13 protein-coding genes are annotated in these 19301 nt (G+C 60.0%); 4 read left to right on the forward strand and 9 right to left on the reverse strand.

The features are described from left to right. Positions 1 to 44: 44 nt before the first annotated feature. Positions 45 to 779, reverse strand: a complete 735-nt coding sequence (locus NKJ40_RS04975) for an SDR family NAD(P)-dependent oxidoreductase (RefSeq protein ID WP_352465066.1) — start codon at positions 777 to 779, stop codon at positions 45 to 47. Positions 780 to 1043: 264 nt separating this feature from the next. Here NKJ40_RS04975 and NKJ40_RS04980 point away from each other — a divergent pair, with 264 nt between their 5' ends. Continuing rightward, entirely contained in the window at positions 1044 to 1940 is an 897-nt protein-coding gene (locus NKJ40_RS04980) for a LysR family transcriptional regulator (protein ID WP_352465067.1), read from the forward strand. 371 nt (positions 1941 to 2311) lie between these two features. Here NKJ40_RS04980 and NKJ40_RS04985 read toward each other — a convergent pair whose 3' ends face one another. From NKJ40_RS04985 to NKJ40_RS05010, 6 genes are all read right to left on the reverse strand, one after another. After that, positions 2312 to 4537, reverse strand: coding sequence for a mechanosensitive ion channel family protein (locus NKJ40_RS04985; RefSeq protein ID WP_352465068.1), 2226 nt, complete (start codon positions 4535 to 4537; stop codon positions 2312 to 2314). A 385-nt stretch (positions 4538 to 4922) separates the two neighbouring features. Further along, positions 4923 to 5993, reverse strand: a complete 1071-nt coding sequence (locus NKJ40_RS04990; RefSeq protein WP_352465069.1) for an adenylate/guanylate cyclase domain-containing protein — start codon at positions 5991 to 5993, stop codon at positions 4923 to 4925. A 3-nt stretch (positions 5994 to 5996) separates the two neighbouring features. Further along, positions 5997 to 6488 (reverse strand): Rab family GTPase, encoded by a 492-nt coding sequence (locus tag NKJ40_RS04995; protein ID WP_245525621.1) that lies wholly within the window; start codon positions 6486 to 6488, stop codon positions 5997 to 5999. 16 nt (positions 6489 to 6504) lie between these two features. After that, entirely contained in the window at positions 6505 to 9483 is a 2979-nt protein-coding gene (locus NKJ40_RS05000; protein WP_352465071.1) for an OmpA family protein, read from the reverse strand. A gap of 94 nt (positions 9484 to 9577) precedes the next feature. Continuing rightward, entirely contained in the window at positions 9578 to 10243 is a 666-nt protein-coding gene (locus tag NKJ40_RS05005) for a DUF3450 domain-containing protein (RefSeq protein ID WP_352465073.1), read from the reverse strand. A 38-nt stretch (positions 10244 to 10281) separates the two neighbouring features. Further along, complete coding sequence (locus NKJ40_RS05010; RefSeq protein WP_352465074.1) at positions 10282 to 10506, reverse strand: hypothetical protein; 225 nt, start codon at positions 10504 to 10506, stop codon at positions 10282 to 10284. Between the two features lie 142 nt (positions 10507 to 10648). Here NKJ40_RS05010 and NKJ40_RS05015 point away from each other — a divergent pair, with 142 nt between their 5' ends. Beyond that, on the forward strand, positions 10649 to 10780 hold the full coding sequence (locus tag NKJ40_RS05015; protein WP_352465076.1) for a glycosyltransferase: 132 nt from the start codon (positions 10649 to 10651) through the stop codon (positions 10778 to 10780). Between the two features lie 80 nt (positions 10781 to 10860). Then, the gene (locus NKJ40_RS05020) at positions 10861 to 13833 is read left to right on the forward strand and encodes a trifunctional glycosyltransferase/class I SAM-dependent methyltransferase/polysaccharide deacetylase (RefSeq protein WP_352465077.1); all 2973 of its coding nucleotides are present in this window, start codon (positions 10861 to 10863) and stop codon (positions 13831 to 13833) included. Between the two features lie 86 nt (positions 13834 to 13919). Here the strand turns inward: NKJ40_RS05020 and NKJ40_RS05025 are convergent, their stop codons facing one another. Together NKJ40_RS05025 and NKJ40_RS05030 are read right to left on the reverse strand one after the other, a co-directional pair. Beyond that, positions 13920 to 14600, reverse strand: coding sequence for a redoxin domain-containing protein (locus NKJ40_RS05025; RefSeq protein ID WP_352465079.1), 681 nt, complete (start codon positions 14598 to 14600; stop codon positions 13920 to 13922). A 19-nt stretch (positions 14601 to 14619) separates the two neighbouring features. Further along, on the reverse strand, positions 14620 to 17919 hold the full coding sequence (locus NKJ40_RS05030) for an ATP-binding protein (protein WP_352465081.1): 3300 nt from the start codon (positions 17917 to 17919) through the stop codon (positions 14620 to 14622). A gap of 278 nt (positions 17920 to 18197) precedes the next feature. On the opposite strand from NKJ40_RS05030, the gene NKJ40_RS05035 reads away from it, so the two are divergent. Continuing rightward, on the forward strand, positions 18198 to 19292 hold the full coding sequence (locus NKJ40_RS05035; protein ID WP_352465082.1) for a branched-chain amino acid ABC transporter substrate-binding protein: 1095 nt from the start codon (positions 18198 to 18200) through the stop codon (positions 19290 to 19292). Positions 19293 to 19301 lie beyond the last annotated feature (9 nt).

The following is a 19301-nucleotide window of genomic DNA, read 5'->3' on the forward strand; positions in this document are numbered from 1 at the left end:
GCTAGTTCCCGCCGGTCAGCCGCTTCCCGCGATTCGGCGCGATGTCAGATGGCCGAGAAGCCGCCGTCGACCGACAATTTCACCCCATTCACGAAGCTCGAATCGTCGGAAGCAAGAAACACCGCGGCCGCCGCAATTTCCTCAGGACGCCCCATCTTTCCCCGCGGGATCAGGGATTCGAACATCTGCTTCGCCTCCTCGGTGAGGACTTGGTCCTGCATCGGTGTGGCGATCGGCCCCGGGTGCAGCACGTTCACCCGGATATTCCTGCCCTTCAGTTCGTTGAGCCAACCGCGTGCGAATGCGTGCAACGTCGCCTTGCTCGCCGCATACACGCTGTAACCCGGAAAACCTTTGATCGAAGCAACTGACCCGGTCATGAAGATCGATCCGCCATCGTTGAACAGCGGCAACGCCTTCTGAACCGTAAACAGCGTGCCGCGCGCATTCAGGTTGAAGGCCGCATCGAAGTGCTGCTCGGTAATCTCGCCCAGTGGGGCGGCCTCGCCCGTGCCGGCGCTCGCGTACAGGATGTCGATCTTGCCCTTTACCCGCTTGACCGTATCGAACGGGCGGTCGAGGTCGTCGAGATTGGCCGCGTCGCCGCGCACGCCGGTCACGTTCCGGCCGATCAGCTTGACGGCCTCGTCCAGCGCCTCCTGTCTCCGGCCCGTGATGAAAACATAGGCGCCTTCTTCTACGAACCGCTTGGCGCTCGCCAGCGCCATGCCGCTCGATCCACCCGTGACGACTGCAAACTTACCCTCAAGCTTTCCCATGACTTCTCCTTTCGTGTTGTCGGGACAGCATCTGCCTCCGAGAACCTCGAAATGGGTCCGCCGGCGTCAGTTGTTGAGTGCGGAAGCACGCACATCGGTGGTGCAAAATCGATCCGGCTGGACGCCAGCCGCGACGATCGGTGTCCGCCGTTCGGAATTGGGCCGCCGCGCTCGTCGACATAGGCGATGATGACCGCCCGTACTGCTGTTCGATGTGTTAGATACGGGCTTTGGAAGGCGCACCGCGCGGTGCGGGATTGCACCATGATCGACTGGGATGACGTTCGCTACTTTCTTGCCGTCGCGCGCAGAGGCTCAGTGCGGGCCGCCGCCGAGCGCCTCGGAGTGAATCACTCGACCGTGCTGCGACGCATCGCACAGCTCGAGGAACGCCTCGGGGCGCAGATGTTCGAAAAGCTGCCTTCGGGCTACCGCCTGACGGCTGCGGGCGAGGAGGTCCTCGAGCTCGCGAACCAGATGGAAGCGTCGTCGCACCAGCTGGAGACGCGCGTCTTCGGGCGCGACCAGAGCGTGCGCGGGCTTCTGCGGGTGACGTTGGCTCCGACCCTCGCGACACACCTGCTCATGCCGGACTTCGCCGATTTCGCGCGTCTGCATCCGGACATCGAGATGGAAATCTTGTCGTCCGGCGAGCTGGCAAATCTGACCAACCGAGAGGCCGACGTCGCGATCCGCGTCGTCTACGACCGCAAAACCCTGCCGCTCAATCTTCACGGCCTGAAGGGACCGGAGCTGTTCGGCGGCGTCTACATGTCCTGCGATCGACTAGCCGCATGGCGTGCGGGCGCGCCTGATCCCATCCGGTGGATCGTCATAAGCATTCATGGAATTCCGGATTGGGCCAGCGAGGGTGAGGTTCGCACCACGGGGGTTCCGTTCAGGACCACGGACGGCGAGGCGCAGATCGTTGCAGTACGGCAAGGGCTCGGGATGACGACACTGCCGTGCTTCGTCGGAGATGCCGACCCCCTACTGGTGAGGGTGCCGGGCACCGACCTGCACATGTACGGAACGCTCTGGCTTCTCACACAGGGGGAGACACGCAAGACGAAGCGCGTGCGGCTCTTCACGGAGTTCGTATCCCGCAGGCTCGCCGCGTACGCTCCGCTTCTCGCGGGGCTGTCCATATCGCGCGACTGATGCGCGGCAGGTAGCCGATGGCGCTGTCTCGAGCGTACCGCTGTATCAACTACGCAGCCCGACATAAAACTCGCGACCGACTCTGGTTGTAGGCAGCCTCGCGACGGTCTTTTTTGGGAACTGCCTCGCTACAAAGCATTGAAATAGATCCGTTCGTTGGCGTTCGGCATCTATCGGCATGTAGAGTTTGACGCCAACGCCACGTCTAACGGACTCCGGCATACTGCCGGCCGAATTTTTCAAGGTACCGTCAGGGTCGGTGAGGCTCGTGACGGTATGTTTTTCGTCTTAACGGTTGAAGATAGAAGAGTATCCCTGCCACGGGCGATGCGCGGAAAGCCGCGTTGTGACCGTCAGGTGTCACAGCTTTCCTACTCCGTTGTGCTAGCTTTTTTTCTGCGCCGAATAGTGTGCGACTGCGCGACGGCCATTTTCAACTCGGGTGTGATCTCCAACGGCGCATTCTCTGCCCCATGTGGGTTCTGTAGCCCCTGGACCTGGACCGTTGGAAATGGAAGTTCGATGCCCTGCTCCTTGAAGACTTGGCGGAGGCGTACATAGAATTTGCGTTTCATACCGAAGGCGCCTCCTGGTTTGGTTGTGGCCTTGACCCTCAATACGATGCCGTATTCGCCGAACTCCTGTACGCCCTGCATCTTGATCGGGTCGAGCACCCAGTGTTTGAACTCGGGATCTTCCGCCAGTTCGAGGCCGATCCGCTTGATCAGCTTGCGAGCGAAGTCGATATCGGTGTCATAGCCAACGGTGATGTTGAATTTGTCGATAACCCAGTCACGGCTCTGGTTCTGGACTGCCCCGAGTTCACCGAAAGGTACCGTGAACAGCGGACCACGATGGTGGCGCAGCTTCACCGAGCGCAGCGAAAAGCTTTCCACAGTACCCTTGTAATTGCCCGATGAAATGTATTCGCCAACACGAAACGCATCATCGAGCAGAAAAAACACGCCTGAAATGACGTCCTTGACGATGGTTTGTGCCCCAAAGCCCACGGCGACGCCGACGACGCCGGCGCCGGCGATCAATGGGCCAATCTGGATACCTAGCGAGGCGAGCATCATAAGCACCGCCATCACGATGATCGATGCGAGCAGAATGTTCTGGAGGATCGGCAAGAGCGTGTGCAGCCGCGCCTGCTGCGGATCGAGGATCGGGACGTCCTCGTCGCTGATCACAGGGTGCGGTATTTCGATGCCCAGCTTTCGTTCGATCAAAGCTTTGATGATCGACCAGCCGAAATCGGCTGCGAGGGCAATGACCACGACATTGATCAAGCCGCGCAATATGAACGTCGTCGTCGTATCGCTGTCCCGCATAGATTGCATGTCCAGACCCCAGACACGTGCGAGAAAGTAAGCCGCCGCTAGGATGTAAATCATTCGGATTCCGCGATCGATGACAGCGATCGTCACCGCCGGGATCGTAGGCCGGCCGACATCTTCCGAACCTGGCCGCAGAACGAAATTAACCCCGCGCTGCGTCACCACGATTGCCAAAGGCAGGAAGAATGCGGCGAAGGTGAACCAGAAGTATGTATAAAGGCCGGCGATACGCTGCAGGAACAGGACGACGAAATAAGCAGCCAATAGCCATGTCGCTTCCGTGTGACCGATGTGGCGCGCACCGTCTCGCTGCGTTCTTGGCCGACGCCAAATGGCGAGCAGCAGGAGCAACAGCAGCACGAAATCGGCGCCCAGTGACAGGACGATCATTCCGTCCTGATCGATGCCGAGACCTGGCAAGAGGATAAACGCGGCGCCGAAGAAGGCGAAGACGCCGACGATCCGAGGTAGCCAATAGGACCAATGGTCAGCCGCTTCGTTGGTGATCGGCAAAGCACGAACCTCGACGGCGTTCTCGACGTTCATGAAGGAAGGGACGAGCATGGCCATGACGTACATGCGCACACCCCATGTAACGACCGCCGCCATCAGAAATGTCAGTACAATCTCGCGGATAAGCATTGGCCAATCGAACAACATGAACGCGCCGGCGCTGCCCAGTGCGAAAGAGACGATCAGCATGCTGGAATAAAGCGCGCGCCCCCCAATCTTCTTGGCTCGCCCAACGGGCGTATCCTTCGGTTGAGCGATAATCCAAAGACGAAATGGACGGGTGAACTTGTACGTTGCCCAAGTGAGTGCCAGGCCGGCAGCGATGAACATCGCAATCAGCACAAATACGCCGGCAGACCCTTTGCTGGACATATCCTCCATCGTCTCTGCCCGAACGCGCGCGAACTGGCCTGGCAGCAAGGGCAAAGTTCGCACGATTCTTTCGATATGATGCCTGATCCGATCGAGCGTCGAGGATGCCATCGTATTCATCTGGCCGGGTGCGGCGACGGCGTCGGACGATGCGTCGGCCGGCGAAGCTCCTGCCTCGGCAGGCGCTCCCGTTGACCCGGCGTCCTGATTTCGCTGTTCGGCCACCCAGGCCTTCACTGACGGATCGTCGAGAAGCTCGAATAGCTGTTTGACCCTTTCAGGCGGGACCGTCGCCGGCGCCTGCGCCTGCGCCTGACCAGCCAACAAAAGGGCGATCCCAAAGACGAGCGGTCTGGCAATCAGGGCAAACATCGCAGTCAGGTCTCCGAGACGCCGTGCCGGGCGCGCCAGGTTCCTGGCTCCCAATCGTCGAGTCATGAGTGGCATCGTGCTGTTAACCTTCCGGTCAGATCGGCGAGCAACGACATCTATGTCCGTTGTTGCCCTACCTTGAAGAAACCGATGTTGCGGTGCAAGACGTCATCGTTCCGAGCCAGACTGTTGCGCCGGGTACTTGGCGGTGTTTATTTGGCCGCGGGGCAGGGCATTCCGACCTCGGCCCAGGCCTCCGGCCGTTCTATGAACTGGGCATCGGTCGCTCGGTGGTCGACTGCTTCGCGCACCGCTGCGGACATTCGAAACCATGATGTTGCTTGAGATGCAACGCGCTCCAGGGTCGGCACTGCCATGCGGCAAATCAGGCCGGGAGCCGCCACATTCGCACACGACCTGTACCACGCAATTCCGTTTCCGCGAGTGGATCGCAAGCAAAATTTGGTCCAAGCAGTTGATAGGTTGCATCCGAAATACGGATTTCATCGGGCTCCGCGGATGTTTGGATACGTGCGGCGAGATTAACGGTGTCGCCCCATAGGTCATAGGCAAACCGCCTTTTGCCTATGACGCCCGCCACGATTGGTCCTGAGTGAATTCCAATTCTGAGTCTTATCGGTTCTCCTGCGAAGCGTTCGCGCTTAACCGCCTTCCGCAGTTCAAGTGCATAGTGCGCAAGGGCTTCCGCATGATCGGATCGCGCGGCGGGTAGGCCAGCGACCACCATCACACAATCGCCGATTGTCTTGATCTTTTCGCAGCCGTATCGCTCCGAGAGCAGATCCGCCGCCTTGAAGAAGTAATTTAAAATAGCGAGCGTCGTCACGGCTCCGACGTTCCGCGCTCTTTCCGTAAAACCGACGATGTCGGCAAAAAGAACACTCACCTCTGCGTAGTTGTCTGCAATTTCTTCGTGCGCTTTTAGCCGCTCCGCGATAGACGCCGGAAGAATGTTGAGGAGCAGGGCTTCGGCGCGCTGGTATTCACGCGACAATCCCTCTTGGCTCGCCCTCAACGCCTCGTTCATCGATTGTAATTTCTCGTTGAGTTGACGCTCCCTCTCTTGCAGGAGCGTCATTTCATAAGCCTTCTGTTGAAGTCGCTGCCTATTGTCGCGTTCGGCAGTGGCGTCAAGAAAGAGCAGCCACACGTAGGCATTGTCAGCAAAAAGATGGAGGTCCGCGACACGCCCGCTGGGCAGTTCGACCATGGCCATATGGTATGGAAGCTCCGGGCAGGGCAGCAAACCTTCCATGAATTCAAGCTGCTCGGCAACAGGCTTACCAATGCGAAGTGATGAGAGTCCGTAATGTTTGACGCTGCCGCCCTTCGCAGCTATGCGAAGCTGGGCGTCGATTTTCAGATATGCGACGGAGCGCTCGTTGTAGAAGAAATCGTAAATCCAGCTTCTGACTTCTCTTGGCAATTCATGCATGGTCTATTTGCTAACCATCGAAGCAAGCTGACGAAACGCATCATCAACATGTTCACCCGAAAGCGCACTTGTTAGATAGATTTGCCATCCAAGTTGCCTCAGTTCGTTAATTTCACTATCCGATATTGCCCACCGATCGGCCAGATCGGATTTGTTGAACAGCAATACAAACGGCATAGCGCCGAATTCGGCCTCGGCCCGCTCGCGCAGCGTGAGCGCCACGGCAAGAGTGGCGGCGCGCGTTCCATCGACGACAAGCACGAGCCCGCTGGCACCTCGCACATAGCTGACGCGAAATGAGCCGATATCGTCTTCGCCGGCCAAATCCCACAAAATCAGATCCACGGTCTTGTCCGGGAATGCGACACTCTTCTTGTCGATTTTCACTCCCACCGTGGTCAAGTAGGTTTCGGAAAAGATGCTTTGCACAAACCTGCGAACCAGACTCGTCTTTCCGACAGCGAACCCGCCCAACATGCAGATCTTCTTTTGCAATATCCTGGGCTCCGCCCTAGTGGAAGTTTACCGTAACCGAAACTCTGCGATTGGCCGAGCTCCCGGTTCGGCTATTTTCAGTCTCCGCTGGCTCAAAGGTGCCCGCGCCGCGAACCAAGAGCAATTCCGGATCGACGCCGCGCTTCTTGAGAAGCGCACGAACTGTTTCCGCGCGGGCGGCGCTGATGGACAATTTGGCCGTTTCACGGCCCGTCTCGTCCGAATGGCCGGTCAACATGAACTGTGCTGTTACGCCTGCCTTGCGGGCGTCCTTGGCCAATTGCTTCAACTGATTCGCCAATTTGTCGAGAACCGGCAGTTGCTCTGGTCCCGGTACAGCCTTGCCAGAATCGAAGAAAATGTCGACCGCTTGAATAGCCTCCCTCAAATGAGTGAGTTCCGGAGGGGTCAACTCACGCAGCTCGGAGATTTCTAGAGAGAGTCCGTCCGCGGACAGCTGTTGGGCGGCGAGCCGCGCCCGATCTATCCAGGCGGCAGGAGCCTCACCCTGGGCAACGATGCGATCCTTGATGATCATAAGCCGAACCGATTTCGGCGGAGCCAGAGACGCTACCAGCCGCTTCAGCACGAACTTCGGATCAAGGCTCTGATAGAATTGCCACTGGGAATGAACGCGAGCAGGATCAACCCCTGTTCCGGACAGCAGAGCCTGCGGGTCGGCGGCCTGCGGGTCTCTCAGGCCGGAAATATAGAAATGTCCACCCCTCGCCGTTTGTTGGGCGACGATGATTCCCGCTTGGGCCTCCAGTCGCGACACATAAGTCTGCCAGTGCTCCGTCGCGCGTGCTTCGGGGCTCACATCACGAACTCTGGAGATGTCGAATTCCGGTCCGCCTGCCGAAAGCTGTCGGGCCGCTGCGCGTGCGCGATCTATCCAGGTGTCGGGAGCCTCACCCTCGGCAACGATGCGATCCTCGACGATCGAAAGTCGTACTGAATCCGGCGGAACCAGCGACACCATCAGCCGCTTCAACACGAACTCCGGATCAAGGCTCTGATAGAATTGCCACTGCGAATGAACGCGGGCGGGATCGACCTCCGTTCCGGACAGCAGAGCCTGCGGGTCGGCGGCAAGCGGGTCTCTCAGGCCGGAAATATAGAAATATCCGCCCCTCGCCGTTTGTTGGGCGACGATGATTCCCGGTTGGGCTTCCAGTCGCGACACATAAGTCTGCCAGTGCTCCGTCGCGCGTGCTTCGGGGCTCACATCACGAACTCTGGAGATGTCGAATTCCGGTCCGCCTGCCGAAAGCTGTCGGGCCGCTGCGCGTGCGCGATCTATCCAGGTGTCGGGAGCCTCACCCTCGGCAACGATGCGATCCTCGACGATCCAAAGTCGTACTGAATCCGGCGGAACCAGCGACGCCGTTAGCCGCTTTAACACGAACTCCGGATCAAGACTCTGATAGAATTGCCAGCGTGAATGAACGCGGGCGGGATCGACCTGCATTCCGGCCAACAGCGACTGCGGGTCGGCGGCAAGCGGGTCTCTCAGGCCGGCAATATAGAATTGGCCATCGCGCACCTTTTGTTCGGCAACGATGATGCCCTGCTGGCTCCCCAGTCGCGACACATAGGCCTGCCAGCGCTCCGCCGCGCGTGCTTCGGGACTCACATCACGAACCCTGGAGATGTCGAATTCCGGTCCGCCTGCCGAAAGTTGTCGGGCCGCTGCGCGCGCCCGATCTATCCAGGTGTCGGGAGCCTCCCCCTCGGCAACGATGCGATCATCGACGATCGAAAGTCGTACTGAATCCGGCGGAGCCAGCGACGCCGTTAGCCGCTTCAACACGAACTCCGGCTCAAGACTCTGATAGAATTGCCAGCGTGAATGAACGCGGGCGGGATCGACCTGCGTTCCGGCCAACAGCGACTGCGGGTCGGCGGCAAGCGGGTCTCTCAGGCCGGCAATATAGAATTGGCCATCGCGCACCTTTTGTTCGGCAACGATGATGCCCGGCTGGGTCCCCAGTCGCGACACATACGCCTGCCAGCGCTGCCCGGATTGCCAGGAAAGAAAGAACCAACCGCCTGCCGGAATCAAAACCAGCAGGACTGCAGCCACGACCAGCCACGGAAATCCCTGGTTTGATTCCTCCTGCTTCAGTTCAACGCAGGTCTGCAACTGCGTCTCTACGCCGGCCAACTGCGAACTGTCGCCGTCAAACTGCTCTAGAGCCTGTGAGCATTCATCATGGATGCGAAGCAATACATCGCGAATTATTTCATGTAATTCCTCCGGCGGATTTCCCCGGATCACCGCAACCAAGGTCGCAAACGGTCCAACTTCCGACCAGAGACGAAGCTCCCCGAAACGGATAGTGTCCAGGCCGCTCTGTTCTTTCTCGTTAAATGAGTCTTTTACAAAATCTTGAATTGCACTAAGCATAGAAGAAATGAGTTGGGGGTCTTCGCTAGTTGCATTGTCAGCAGTTACATGCGCTATCAAAAGCCCGGAATTGCGATTGATAAGAAAGACATGTTCTACACGATAGACAAGAGAATGCTTAAGAACAACTTCTGAGAAGCTTGCTCCTGTTCTCCAGGCTTCAAGTCTCCACTTGAGCCCATGCCAGGTAAAAATATGTCTTAAAGTTTCATTCAGCGATTGAAAGGTCTGGTCGATCTTTTCGCCGATCGACTTGCGAATAGCCGGCAGAAACACCGGATACAATATGTCCGTAAGCGTACGCGGGCTCTTCTGGATGGACCGTTGCACGGCCCTCTCGACAGCTGGGGCAAGGGCCTCTCCGAGTTGCGCATGAGGCACACGTGCGGCTGCACTGGGGAGAACGCTCCCTACTGCAGCCGCAAGCTGCTCGGGTTCGTCGAGCAGGTGCGTAACTCGTGAAAGCTCCGAAATTTCGCGGCCGACCAGCAGCTGGCGCAGCGTTTCCATGCGAGGGTCGGCGGTTGGGATTCCGTCGAGACGCGCACGATAGTCTGGATCAACGTTCCGGGCAATTTCGATCAAAAGGCGAGCCAGAGCCTCGCGATCAATCTCTGTATCGTTCGAAGCTGCTCTTTGCGGAAGGCTGATTGGGTCGACAGTCGACGTCAAGTTCCGATCAACTCACTTTCCAGTTACGCTCCGAGTTGTTCTTGCTGCCGACGGGATCCTGATTTAGACATTTTGCAACCTCGACAAACAGGCCAGCCAAAAGATTTCGGTCGGTCTTGACATTGCCGAGATCGGAAAACATTTTCTCCATCAGCATCTGAATGCTTTCATTCTTTTGCTTGATTTCCTCACGCAGCAAATGATCGTTTCGATTTATCCGGTCCGCAACTTCCCGCTCAAGCTCGCTCAACTGATCCGACAACGCGCGCACCTGCTTTTCGAGCGCCTGATTTTGCTCGCGAAGATTCCGATCAATCTCCTTGTCGGCGTCGGCTCGCGCGTCTTTTTCGTTCCGCAATTGCGCCGCAAGCGAGTCGACCTGCTTCTTTGCATTTGACTCGTACATTTCAAGATTGCGCTTGGCCTCGGATTCGACATCCTTGAAGCGCTGCAAGACCCGTTCTTCAAGTTTGGAAAAGCGGCGGTCATAGTCCTGCATCTGGTTGCCGAACAGCAGATCACGTATCTTGTCGACACCTACAGCGTCGCCGGGGGCCCCGCTTTCGCGAGCCTGGCCCGCCATGAAGGTCAGCCCGCTCCCGTCTGCATTACTTATCAGATTTGCGTCCGCTTTATTTGCCGACGAAGCGGTACTCGAAGATTCCTTGGCCATCCCATGCCCCTCCTTTTGAACATTGTCACAGCGCTAATTTAGCAACTCATAAACTTGCCAGCAAAATTGCCGACCCGCAAGCCGGAATCTTCTCGGCTTAAGTCGGTTCGTACGTCCTCATTCGGGTAGATTTCGACATGCGGCTCGATCCGGATCAGCTTGCGTCTTCGCCCGCGATCATCTTTTTGCAGATGAAATGCGAGAGCGGAGATGCCCTGGCGCATCGACCTCAGTTCTAAGCCGTCGGGCATGCGCGCTGCCATTCAGCCTGTCTTCAAGTCTTTTTTGCCCGCCTCTAATTCGCCCTTGTCTTGACAGGGCAGTGCTGCCAGCCGATGCCGTTATCCGGTTTTTGACATTTGCCGACTCTTGCCGAAGAAGACGAAAGCTCGATGATTCAGGACAATGCTACCGCAAGGCGGTGTGGTACCGATGTTCAATGCCGAGCAACCCGTCGGCGCAACGCTTGCCGGCATCCGCCGGCAGACCTGCCAGATACTGGATATAGTGGTGATGGACGATGGGTCGACGGACTGATCGGCGTCGATTGTGACGGCCTACGCCGAGAAAGATCAACACATCTTGTTCTACCTCGAACCAGGCGCGGGTAAGACGGCGTGGCGCATGATCCCTTGGTTTCAATCGTGGTTCCTGCGCACAACGCAGAGGTAACGCTGGCGCGCGCTCTCGATTGCCTTCTCGATCAGGAAATAGTGGATTGGGAGGCGATCATCGTCGACGACGCCTCCACGGACCGCACCCCCGCGATCATCGCCGGTTATGTAGAGCACGATGCCCGATTTCGGACGTTGAGGTCTTGTGCGCATAGCCCCGCCGGCGCGCGCAATAGCGGGATTTCGACAGCGCGCGGCCGCTGGCTTATGTTTCTGGATGCGGACGATTGGGTGGATGCCAGCTTCCTTGCGAAAATGCTGGCCGCACTGAAATCCGCTCCCGATGCTGTGGCCGCCTATTGCGGTTCCCGGCGCGTGATGCCCGATGGCGAACTCACCCCGGCGAGCATCGCAACGGAGGTCGCGATCCAGCCATTCGAAACATTCGCCCGCCGGTGCGCCATTCGCACTCACGCGCTGCTGGTCGACCGGGCGATAATTGTCGAGTTGGGCGGTTTCGATGTGTCTCTGCGCACCTGCGAGGACTGGGACCTGTGGCAGCGCCTCGCACGTCTGGGCAAAGATTGGGTGATGGTCGACGAGCCGCTCGCTTTCTATCGGGCCAGCCCCAATGCGCTCAGCCGCAATTCGGCGCAGATGCTGGCAGATGCGGAAATCGTGATCGCCCGCGGCTTTTCTCCTGATCCCAGGGTCAAACACCCGGCATCGGCGCACGCCAATGGAGCGATTTCGGCGAACGGCGGCACCGCTTCAGAAGCACTCGCGTGGTTCGCGTTGTGGAACGCCGCATCGGATTGCGGCTGCGGCTCGCGCTCGATCAACCCGCAGTCCCTGCGCGCGCTCCCACCAGGGCGGAAATGGGCGCGTGAGATCGCCAAGGTGGCCGTCGATGGCCTTATGGCAGGAAGCCTGTCGGTGCCAGCGCAATTGGCTGCCAGGTGGGAAAGGTTCGGCGGCTCCCTCACCGAGTTGATCACCGAACTCGGCAAGGTCTGGAACAATCCCGACGCGGCTGGCCGCGTGCAGTATCAGCTTGAGCAGATGCTGCTCGATGTCGACGATCTTGCCGCGCCGCGCAGGCTGGCGCGCACACTTGGAATTCGTGTCGACGCGCGAAATCCGGCCTCGACCGAACTTCCGGAAGGAATCGATCAAATCTATGCCTATCTGATGATGGATGGCCAGATCGAGGCTCTCGTGCAGTTCGGCGTACTCGGGAAAGTGACAAGGCGTCATTGGATTGAATTGATCCTGAATTTCGTGCCCCCTGAGCGGCTTATGCACAGTGCCGCGCGACTTGCGAGGCGATCGCCTGTACATGCACCGCAAAAGGGCGCCGGTGCCGACAAGTCAAACATGTTTGCAGCCGAGGCATTGTTGTCCATAGCGGGACGCCGGTCTGATCGGGACAGCCACTTCGGCAAACTCGCGGGATTGGCCGCGGAAGCGCAGGCGCTGGTTCGGTCGAGCGCCGAAACTAAAGAGCCTTTTGCAGCGCCGCGCCGTGCACGGGCCGCGGATGGGCACGACAGTGATCGCACGTCTTTCTGGAATCGCCATTTCGCGACCGAGGATCCCTGGAACTACGGTTCGCCTTATGAGCAGGAAAAATATGAGCGGCAGCTCGAAATTCTGCCTGCCGTTCCCATCGGACGGGCGCTTGAGCTGGCCTGCGCGGAGGGCCACTTCACGCGGCAGCTGGCGCCGCGCGTGGGCCATTTGACCGCAACTGACATCTCCGCCGTGGCCATCGGGCGGGCGCGCGCGCGATGCAGCGATCAGCCGAATGTTGAGTTCGGCATACTGGATTTCTCAGCGGACACGCTGCCGGGCGAAATGGATCTGATCGTCTGTTCGGAAGCGCTCTACTACCTGGATGATCTCACCGAGTTGCGGCGCATCGCCAAAAAACTCGCTGGGGCGTTGGCGCCTGGCGGCAGTTTCATCAGCGCGCACGCATTCGTGCTGCGAGACAATGTTGAAAGGACGGGCTTCGACTGGAACACATTCGGTGCGCAAGCAATCTCAGAGACGCTGGCAGCGACCGACGGCCTCGTCCTCGAGCAATCGATCCAGACCGAGCTCTACCGCATAGACCGCTTCCGCCGCCTGTCACCAGGCGACGTGGCGACGGAACCGATGATAGATCATGTGCCAATCCGCGCACCCGTCGAAATCGGGGTCGCGCGAAATATCGTCTGGGGCGGGGCGCGGGCCTTGCGCCGCGACGTCGCACGTAGCGAGCGGCGACAGCGTATCCCTGCCCTCATGTATCACAGCGTCTCCGATGAAGGTCCGGCCGCGCTCGCCCGTTTTCGGCTCACGCCCGCCTTATTCGCCAGCCAAATGGCATGGCTGCGCGCCAATGGCTTTCACGCGATTAGGTCTGAGCAGCTGGAATGGTTCATCGCCAACCGTCAGCCTTTCGTTGGCCGCCCAGTGCTCATCACGTTCGATGACGGCTTCCAGAACTTTGCCGACCATGCCTGGCCGACCTTGCGCGCGAACGACCTGACCGCGGAAGTGTTCCTGGTGACGGACTTGGTGGGTGAAAGTGCACAGTGGGACGCCTACAGCGGCCCGCCGACGCAGCTTATGGACGCCGGGACGGTGCGACGCCTCGCCGGCGAAGGTGCGTTCTTCGGAAGCCATCTGGCGACGCATCGCGCGATCGATGGTCTGTCGAGCTCTGACTTGGCCGCCGAGCTCCTGCGCTCTCGTATGTTCATCGAACGGTGGACCGGTCGGCCAACCACGGCGTTCGCGGCACCCTTCTCTGTCACCGACCGACGGCTTGGCAGGCTGGCCAAGGAGTGTGGCTATCGAATCGGCTTCGGCGGCAGACACGGGCCGGCGGACCTCGATTGCGATCCCATCGACCTTCCGCGCATCGAGATTCGCGGAGATCGCTCGCTCGATGACTTTGTTGCCATTGTCGAGGCAGTGCTCGCATGAACGGTGAACTTGTCAGTGTCTAGATTTGTAACAAATTGGCTCCGCTTTTTATTCGGTGTCCCGCCCGTTTACCTCGTTTCGCAAGTCTATTGGGCGACTTGAGATATGGCTGACATCAGCTCCTGTGGGCTTGGCGCCCCAAACATGTATCGCCCGCCCTCTGGAACCTCCGTGAAGCTCCAGCGGACGATCCCCTGCCGGTCCAGTAGGAACTGACCGACCAGTTGTCCGTGTCCCGTTGCCATCATCTGCTCGTCGGCTTCGGTCAGTTCGTAATGGTCCCTCTTGTTGAGGATTTCGCTGGCCGCAATAGGATCCATAGGACCGGGCAACTCGCCTGGTATGTCGACCCGCATATCCATTGCCGCTGCCATCGAGACCTTGTACGGCCAGTTCGTCTCGTTTTGGGTGAATTCGAGATTGGGCAGTCCAAAAGCACGATGTGAAGCGCGTTCAGGGTCGGAGGCCGCAAGCAGATTCGGCATCGGGTGGTAGCGGAAATAGAGACGCGCCCGCTCGATCGGCGTGTTGACCACCGTCAGGCTCCCCACGCCCTTTTCGCGCAGCTCCGGATCAAGCCGCGCCTGGGCGGCGATATGGCGCCGGCAAAACGCACAATGCAGACCTCGAAACAGGCCGACCAGCACCGGTTTTTGGCCGCGAAAGTCGTCAAGCGCGATCTTGCCTTCCTGGGTAATGGCGTCGAGTACGATGTTTGGCGCACGGTCGCCCGGTTGAAGCGGCACCAAGTCAGTACGCGCGGACATTTCCAACCTCCAACCCCGGCTAGTCGAGAAAAGGCAGCACCACAAGCGCTTCCGGGTCGAGCCCGTGCTGGGCGCATATACCCTGCGCCAGGGAAAAGTAGCGTTCGGCTTCGGCCAGATTGTCGAGGTCGAGATTAAGCGTTGCAAGACCATCATAGCACGGAAACAGCAGTTGGGGTTCGCCCGTTTCGCGGGCTACATCCAGTGCTTCTTGAAACAACCCAACCGCCAGGTCCGGACGGCCGTTGCACTGGTGGATCTGCCCAAGCACGATCAACGGCACCGGCAGGTGCTCGCGCTGGTCGAGCGCCCGGTCGATCTCGATGGCCTTCTCGGCAGCAGGCACGCCTTCCGTTGGACAGCGATCCGTGAAGGTACAACAAGCGACCGCCAGGTTGGCGAGGAGGCGCGCCTGGAAACCCAAATCACCAATACGGCGCGCCACTTCAAGACCGCGCCGACAGACCTCCATCGCCTGTGCCGGATCGATGGTCGTGTAAAGCACGCCGAGATTGGTGTAGCCGCGGCAGGCCGCGCCCAGTAGACCGGCGGCTTCGGCCAATTCAATGCTATGCTCAACCTGACGCACGGCCTCACGGTTTCGCCCAAGGCGAGCCAGCGCGACAGCCTTGGTATTGAGTGCCTCGGCGGTCACAAGAGTGGCATCACGTCCTACCTCGGAGACATGCTCCGTTGTCAGTGTGCCTACGCAATCCAGCGCCGCGTCTGCCCATTTTGCCGCGAGAGCGTGATCTCCGCTACGGAACGCCTGTCGGCCACGTTCTTGCCACAGATGCGCCTGCTCGATCGGGGCATCGGCTCCATCGAGGAGCGCTGCCGCTTCGGCATAGCGGGATTCTGCGTTGTCCCGCTTGCCGACGTCCCAGAGCAGCCGACCGATCTTACGCAAAACTCGCGCCGACGCGACGCGATTGGCCGACTCGCGGTATGCCTGCAACACCGTCTCGTAGTGGTGGTGCGCGATCTCGCGGCGGCCTGCCGGGCCGCTCAAATCGGCAATGCGCTCTGCAATTGCCAGTTTGAGCGGTGTTTGCCCGGTCGCGTCCAATGCAGTCAGTGCTCGCTCGTAGAAACGAAGGGCGTCGTCGTTGGCGTATATCATGCGAGCGCGATCGCCTGCCGCCTGCAGGTAATGCGCGCCCTTCTCCCGCTCGGCGCTCTGTGCGAAATGATGACCGAGCACGGTCAAATCCTCGAGCCGTTCCGGCTTGTCGCCGCACAGTTGCTCCAAGGCAGCTCCGACCCGCCCGTGGATGTCGGTCCGGCGTTGCAGGAGCAGATTCTGGTAGATCACGTCCTGCAGCAATGTTTGCGTAAAGCGGTAGCTTTGCGACGAGACCGAGCCTGATCCGGCAACTTCCTCGATGATTTCCGCATCGCAAAGCAGTTCGCAGCCGGCTTCAAGCCGGCCGGGGTCGGCTGTCACGGTTTTCAGAAGTGTGGCATCGAAGCGCGGGCCGATTACCGCGGCCTCCTGGGCCAACCGGCGCACCTCTTGGGGCAGCCGGTCGACGCGGGCAAGCAACATTGCCTGGATAGTGGCGGGGATGCCGGTTGCGACTTCGCCTGCCACAGTCCGCCATCGCTGGCCCTCTCGCATCAGTACACCGCGATCGATAAGGCCGCGAACGATCTCCTCTACAAAAAGGGGGTTGCCGCCCGCGCGCTCGAGGATCTGGTCGAGAAGCCCTCCTGCGGAGTTTACCCAGCTCTCGCCGAAAAGCGCCGCCAGCAGGCTGCGTCCGTCATCACTGTTGAGCGGCGGAAGCCTGAGCGCTGTGTGACTGACCCGACTTGAGTCGAGCTGGTCGTTGTCCGGCGCCGGACGATGCGTGACCAGCAACATCAACCGCGTGCGTTCCAACCTGTCCATCACGAAACGTAGTGCCTCGAGCGACACGGCGTCGGCCCAGTGCAGGTCTTCGACGACAATCAACAGCGGCGACAACGCAAGCCGCCGTTCGATGATTGTGCGGACTGCGTAGAGAATTTGCCGCCGCAGCTGCTCAGGCTCGACATGCTGCAAGGTGGCATCGGGGTCGCCAAGGCCGAGCACATGGTAGAGCAAAGGCATCAGCCGCTTCGCCTCCTCGCCCTGCAGGCCGAGATCGGCAAGCAAGCCTGCGAGCTTCCCCCGCATTTCGTCCCCATTGTCGTTTTGCATCATCCCGGCAGCGCTGCGCACCACTGCGCCCAAGGCGCCAAAAGACTGTTCACCCAGCGGTGAGCACGTGGCCTGCCGCACGGCGACGTTGCGAAAACGATCCTCGTCGCCGACGCGGGCGACGAACTCCTTCACCAGCCGCGATTTCCCGATACCGGCTTCTCCGACGAGGCGGACAAGTTGGGCCGAGCCGCCGCACGCCTGGTCAAGGCTCGCCAGCATTCTATTGAGCTCCGCACCACGACCTATTAGCGGCGCATTGAGGCCGAGCGCCTCGAGCCCACGCGCTGCACGCGGCACCGCTAGCGGTGCGTCCAGTCGATGGACGAGCACACTGCCAGCCTTGCCGCGAAGCACGACATCACCCATCGACTCGTAAGAGAAGGCATGCCGGGTCAGCCTGTGAGTGAGCTCGCCTACCAGCACCTCACCCGGTGCGGCCAGCGATTGCAGGCGTTGCGCCGTATTCACTGTGTCGCCGGTCACCGAATAGGATTTGGCGGTGCCGATGCCCAATCCGCCAGTAACGACCGGACCGGTGTTTATGCCGATGTGGAGTAACAGAGGCGAGCCGGAGTGGGGAGTGCTTTCGCCGAGCCGCGCCGTCCGGGCGATCATGTCGAGAGCGGCGCGAAGCGCACGTTCCGGATCGTCCTCATGCGCAACCGGCGCACCGAACAAAGCCAGCAGCGCATCGCCGATGAATTTGTCCACGAAACCACCAAAGTTTCGCACGGCCGACGTCAATTCCTTGAACAGTTTGTTCTGCAGCGCTTGCATGACCTCGGGGTCGAGCTGCTCGCTGAGTGTCGTGAAGCCGCAAAGGTCGGCGAACAGCACCGTTACCGTCCGGCGATCGGCGTCAGAGACGGGATGCAGCCCTTCTTCGCTTTCGATGTTCGGAAGCAGCGACGGAGTTCGAGAAGGCGGCACAATGGTCCGGCTTGGTGTCGGAGCAGGCCGTTCGACGGCTTTTGCGGACGCACCGACGCTTGCCCCACATTTCGGACAGAACTCGAAATCAGGTGCGCAGGGGTAGCCGCAACTGGCGCATGGCACGGGCTGGCGCCTGCCACACCTCGGACAGAAGGCGTAACCGCCCTCAATCTCGAAACCGCAGCCCGAGCAGTCCATCGAACAAGACCTCACTAGTGGCCGTGACGGCGTGATCTCGCCCGCACTTCACGGCCAGGCTATTCACAAGGATGCACCGATAGCCGTCGACCAGCAAGTGGCAGCGCAAATGGGCATCGAGCGATCCGTGCGGATCCTGTGGCAGAGCGCTGCAGGCAGGCATTGTTGAAGGCGCAATAGTTGTCGGATCCGCGAACGCCGCCGAGATAGTCGCGCTTGCCGAAGGGGCTGTCGGCTCTGGCGGGATTGGCGTAAGCTACAGTTAAGGGGGTGCGCACATGCACCGCATCATCGCCATAGCGATCTTAGTTCTCGCGGCCGCGTTCAGCTCCGCGCGGGCGGAGGTGCTGATCGGCGTCTCGGCTGCGATGACGGGACGGCTCGCCTGGATCGGCGAGCAGGGACAGCGCGGCGCGGAGATGGCAGTGGCCGACGTCAACACGGCGGGCGGCGTGCTCGGCCAGAAGGTGAGGCTCATCTCGGTCGACGACTTCTGCGATCCCGAGCAAGCTGTGGCGGCCGCCAAGAAGCTGGTGGCTGACGGGGTCGTGCTCGTCGTCGGGCATTATTGCTCCGGGGCCTCGATCCCCGCATCAAAAGTGTACGAGGAGGCGGGCGTCGTTGAGATATCCCCAGGCTCGACCAATCCGCAGCTGACCGAACAGGGCCGTGCCAATGTCTTTCGCACCATTGGCCGCGACGACGCGCAAGGTTTCATCGCCGGCAACTACCTTGCCGATCGCTGGGGCAACAAGAAGATTGCGATCCTCCACGACAACTCGACCTATGGGAAGGGTCTCGCCGACGAGACCAGGAAGCAGCTGAACAAGCGGGGCGTGACTGAGGCCGTTTACGACGCATACCTTCCCGGGAAGGACGACTATTCGGCCGAGGTCGCTGCATTGCAGACCGCCGGCGTCTCCGCCTTATATGTGGGTGGGTATCATGCCGAGGTTGCGCTGATTGCTCGCGCTGCACACGACAGTGGCTACACGGTTCAGCTCATATCCGGAGATGCTTTGGCGACCGAGGAATTTGCCCTGATCGCCGGCCCCGCGGCGGAGGGGACCCTCTTCACGTTCCCGGCGGACCCCAGGCGAGGCCCCGAAGCGGCCGCGGTCGTTGAGCAGTTCCGTGCGGAGAACTTCGAACCCGCGGGCTACACGCTGTTGAGCTACTGCGCGGTCCAGGTCTGGGCCCAGGCAGTCTCGAAGGCAGGTTCGCTGGAGCCGAAGGCCGTCATTGCGGCGCTGCACGAACGGGAATTCGACACCGTCATCGGCCGGGTCGATTTCGACGACAAGGGCGACCTCACGAAGCAGAGCTGGGTTTGGTACGTCTGGCGCGGCGGAGAGTACGTGCCGGTTGAATAGGGTTCGTTG

This window comes from Mesorhizobium sp. M0119 (assembly GCF_040322615.1).
In the GTDB taxonomy this organism is placed as follows: Bacteria; Pseudomonadota; Alphaproteobacteria; order Rhizobiales; family Rhizobiaceae; genus Mesorhizobium.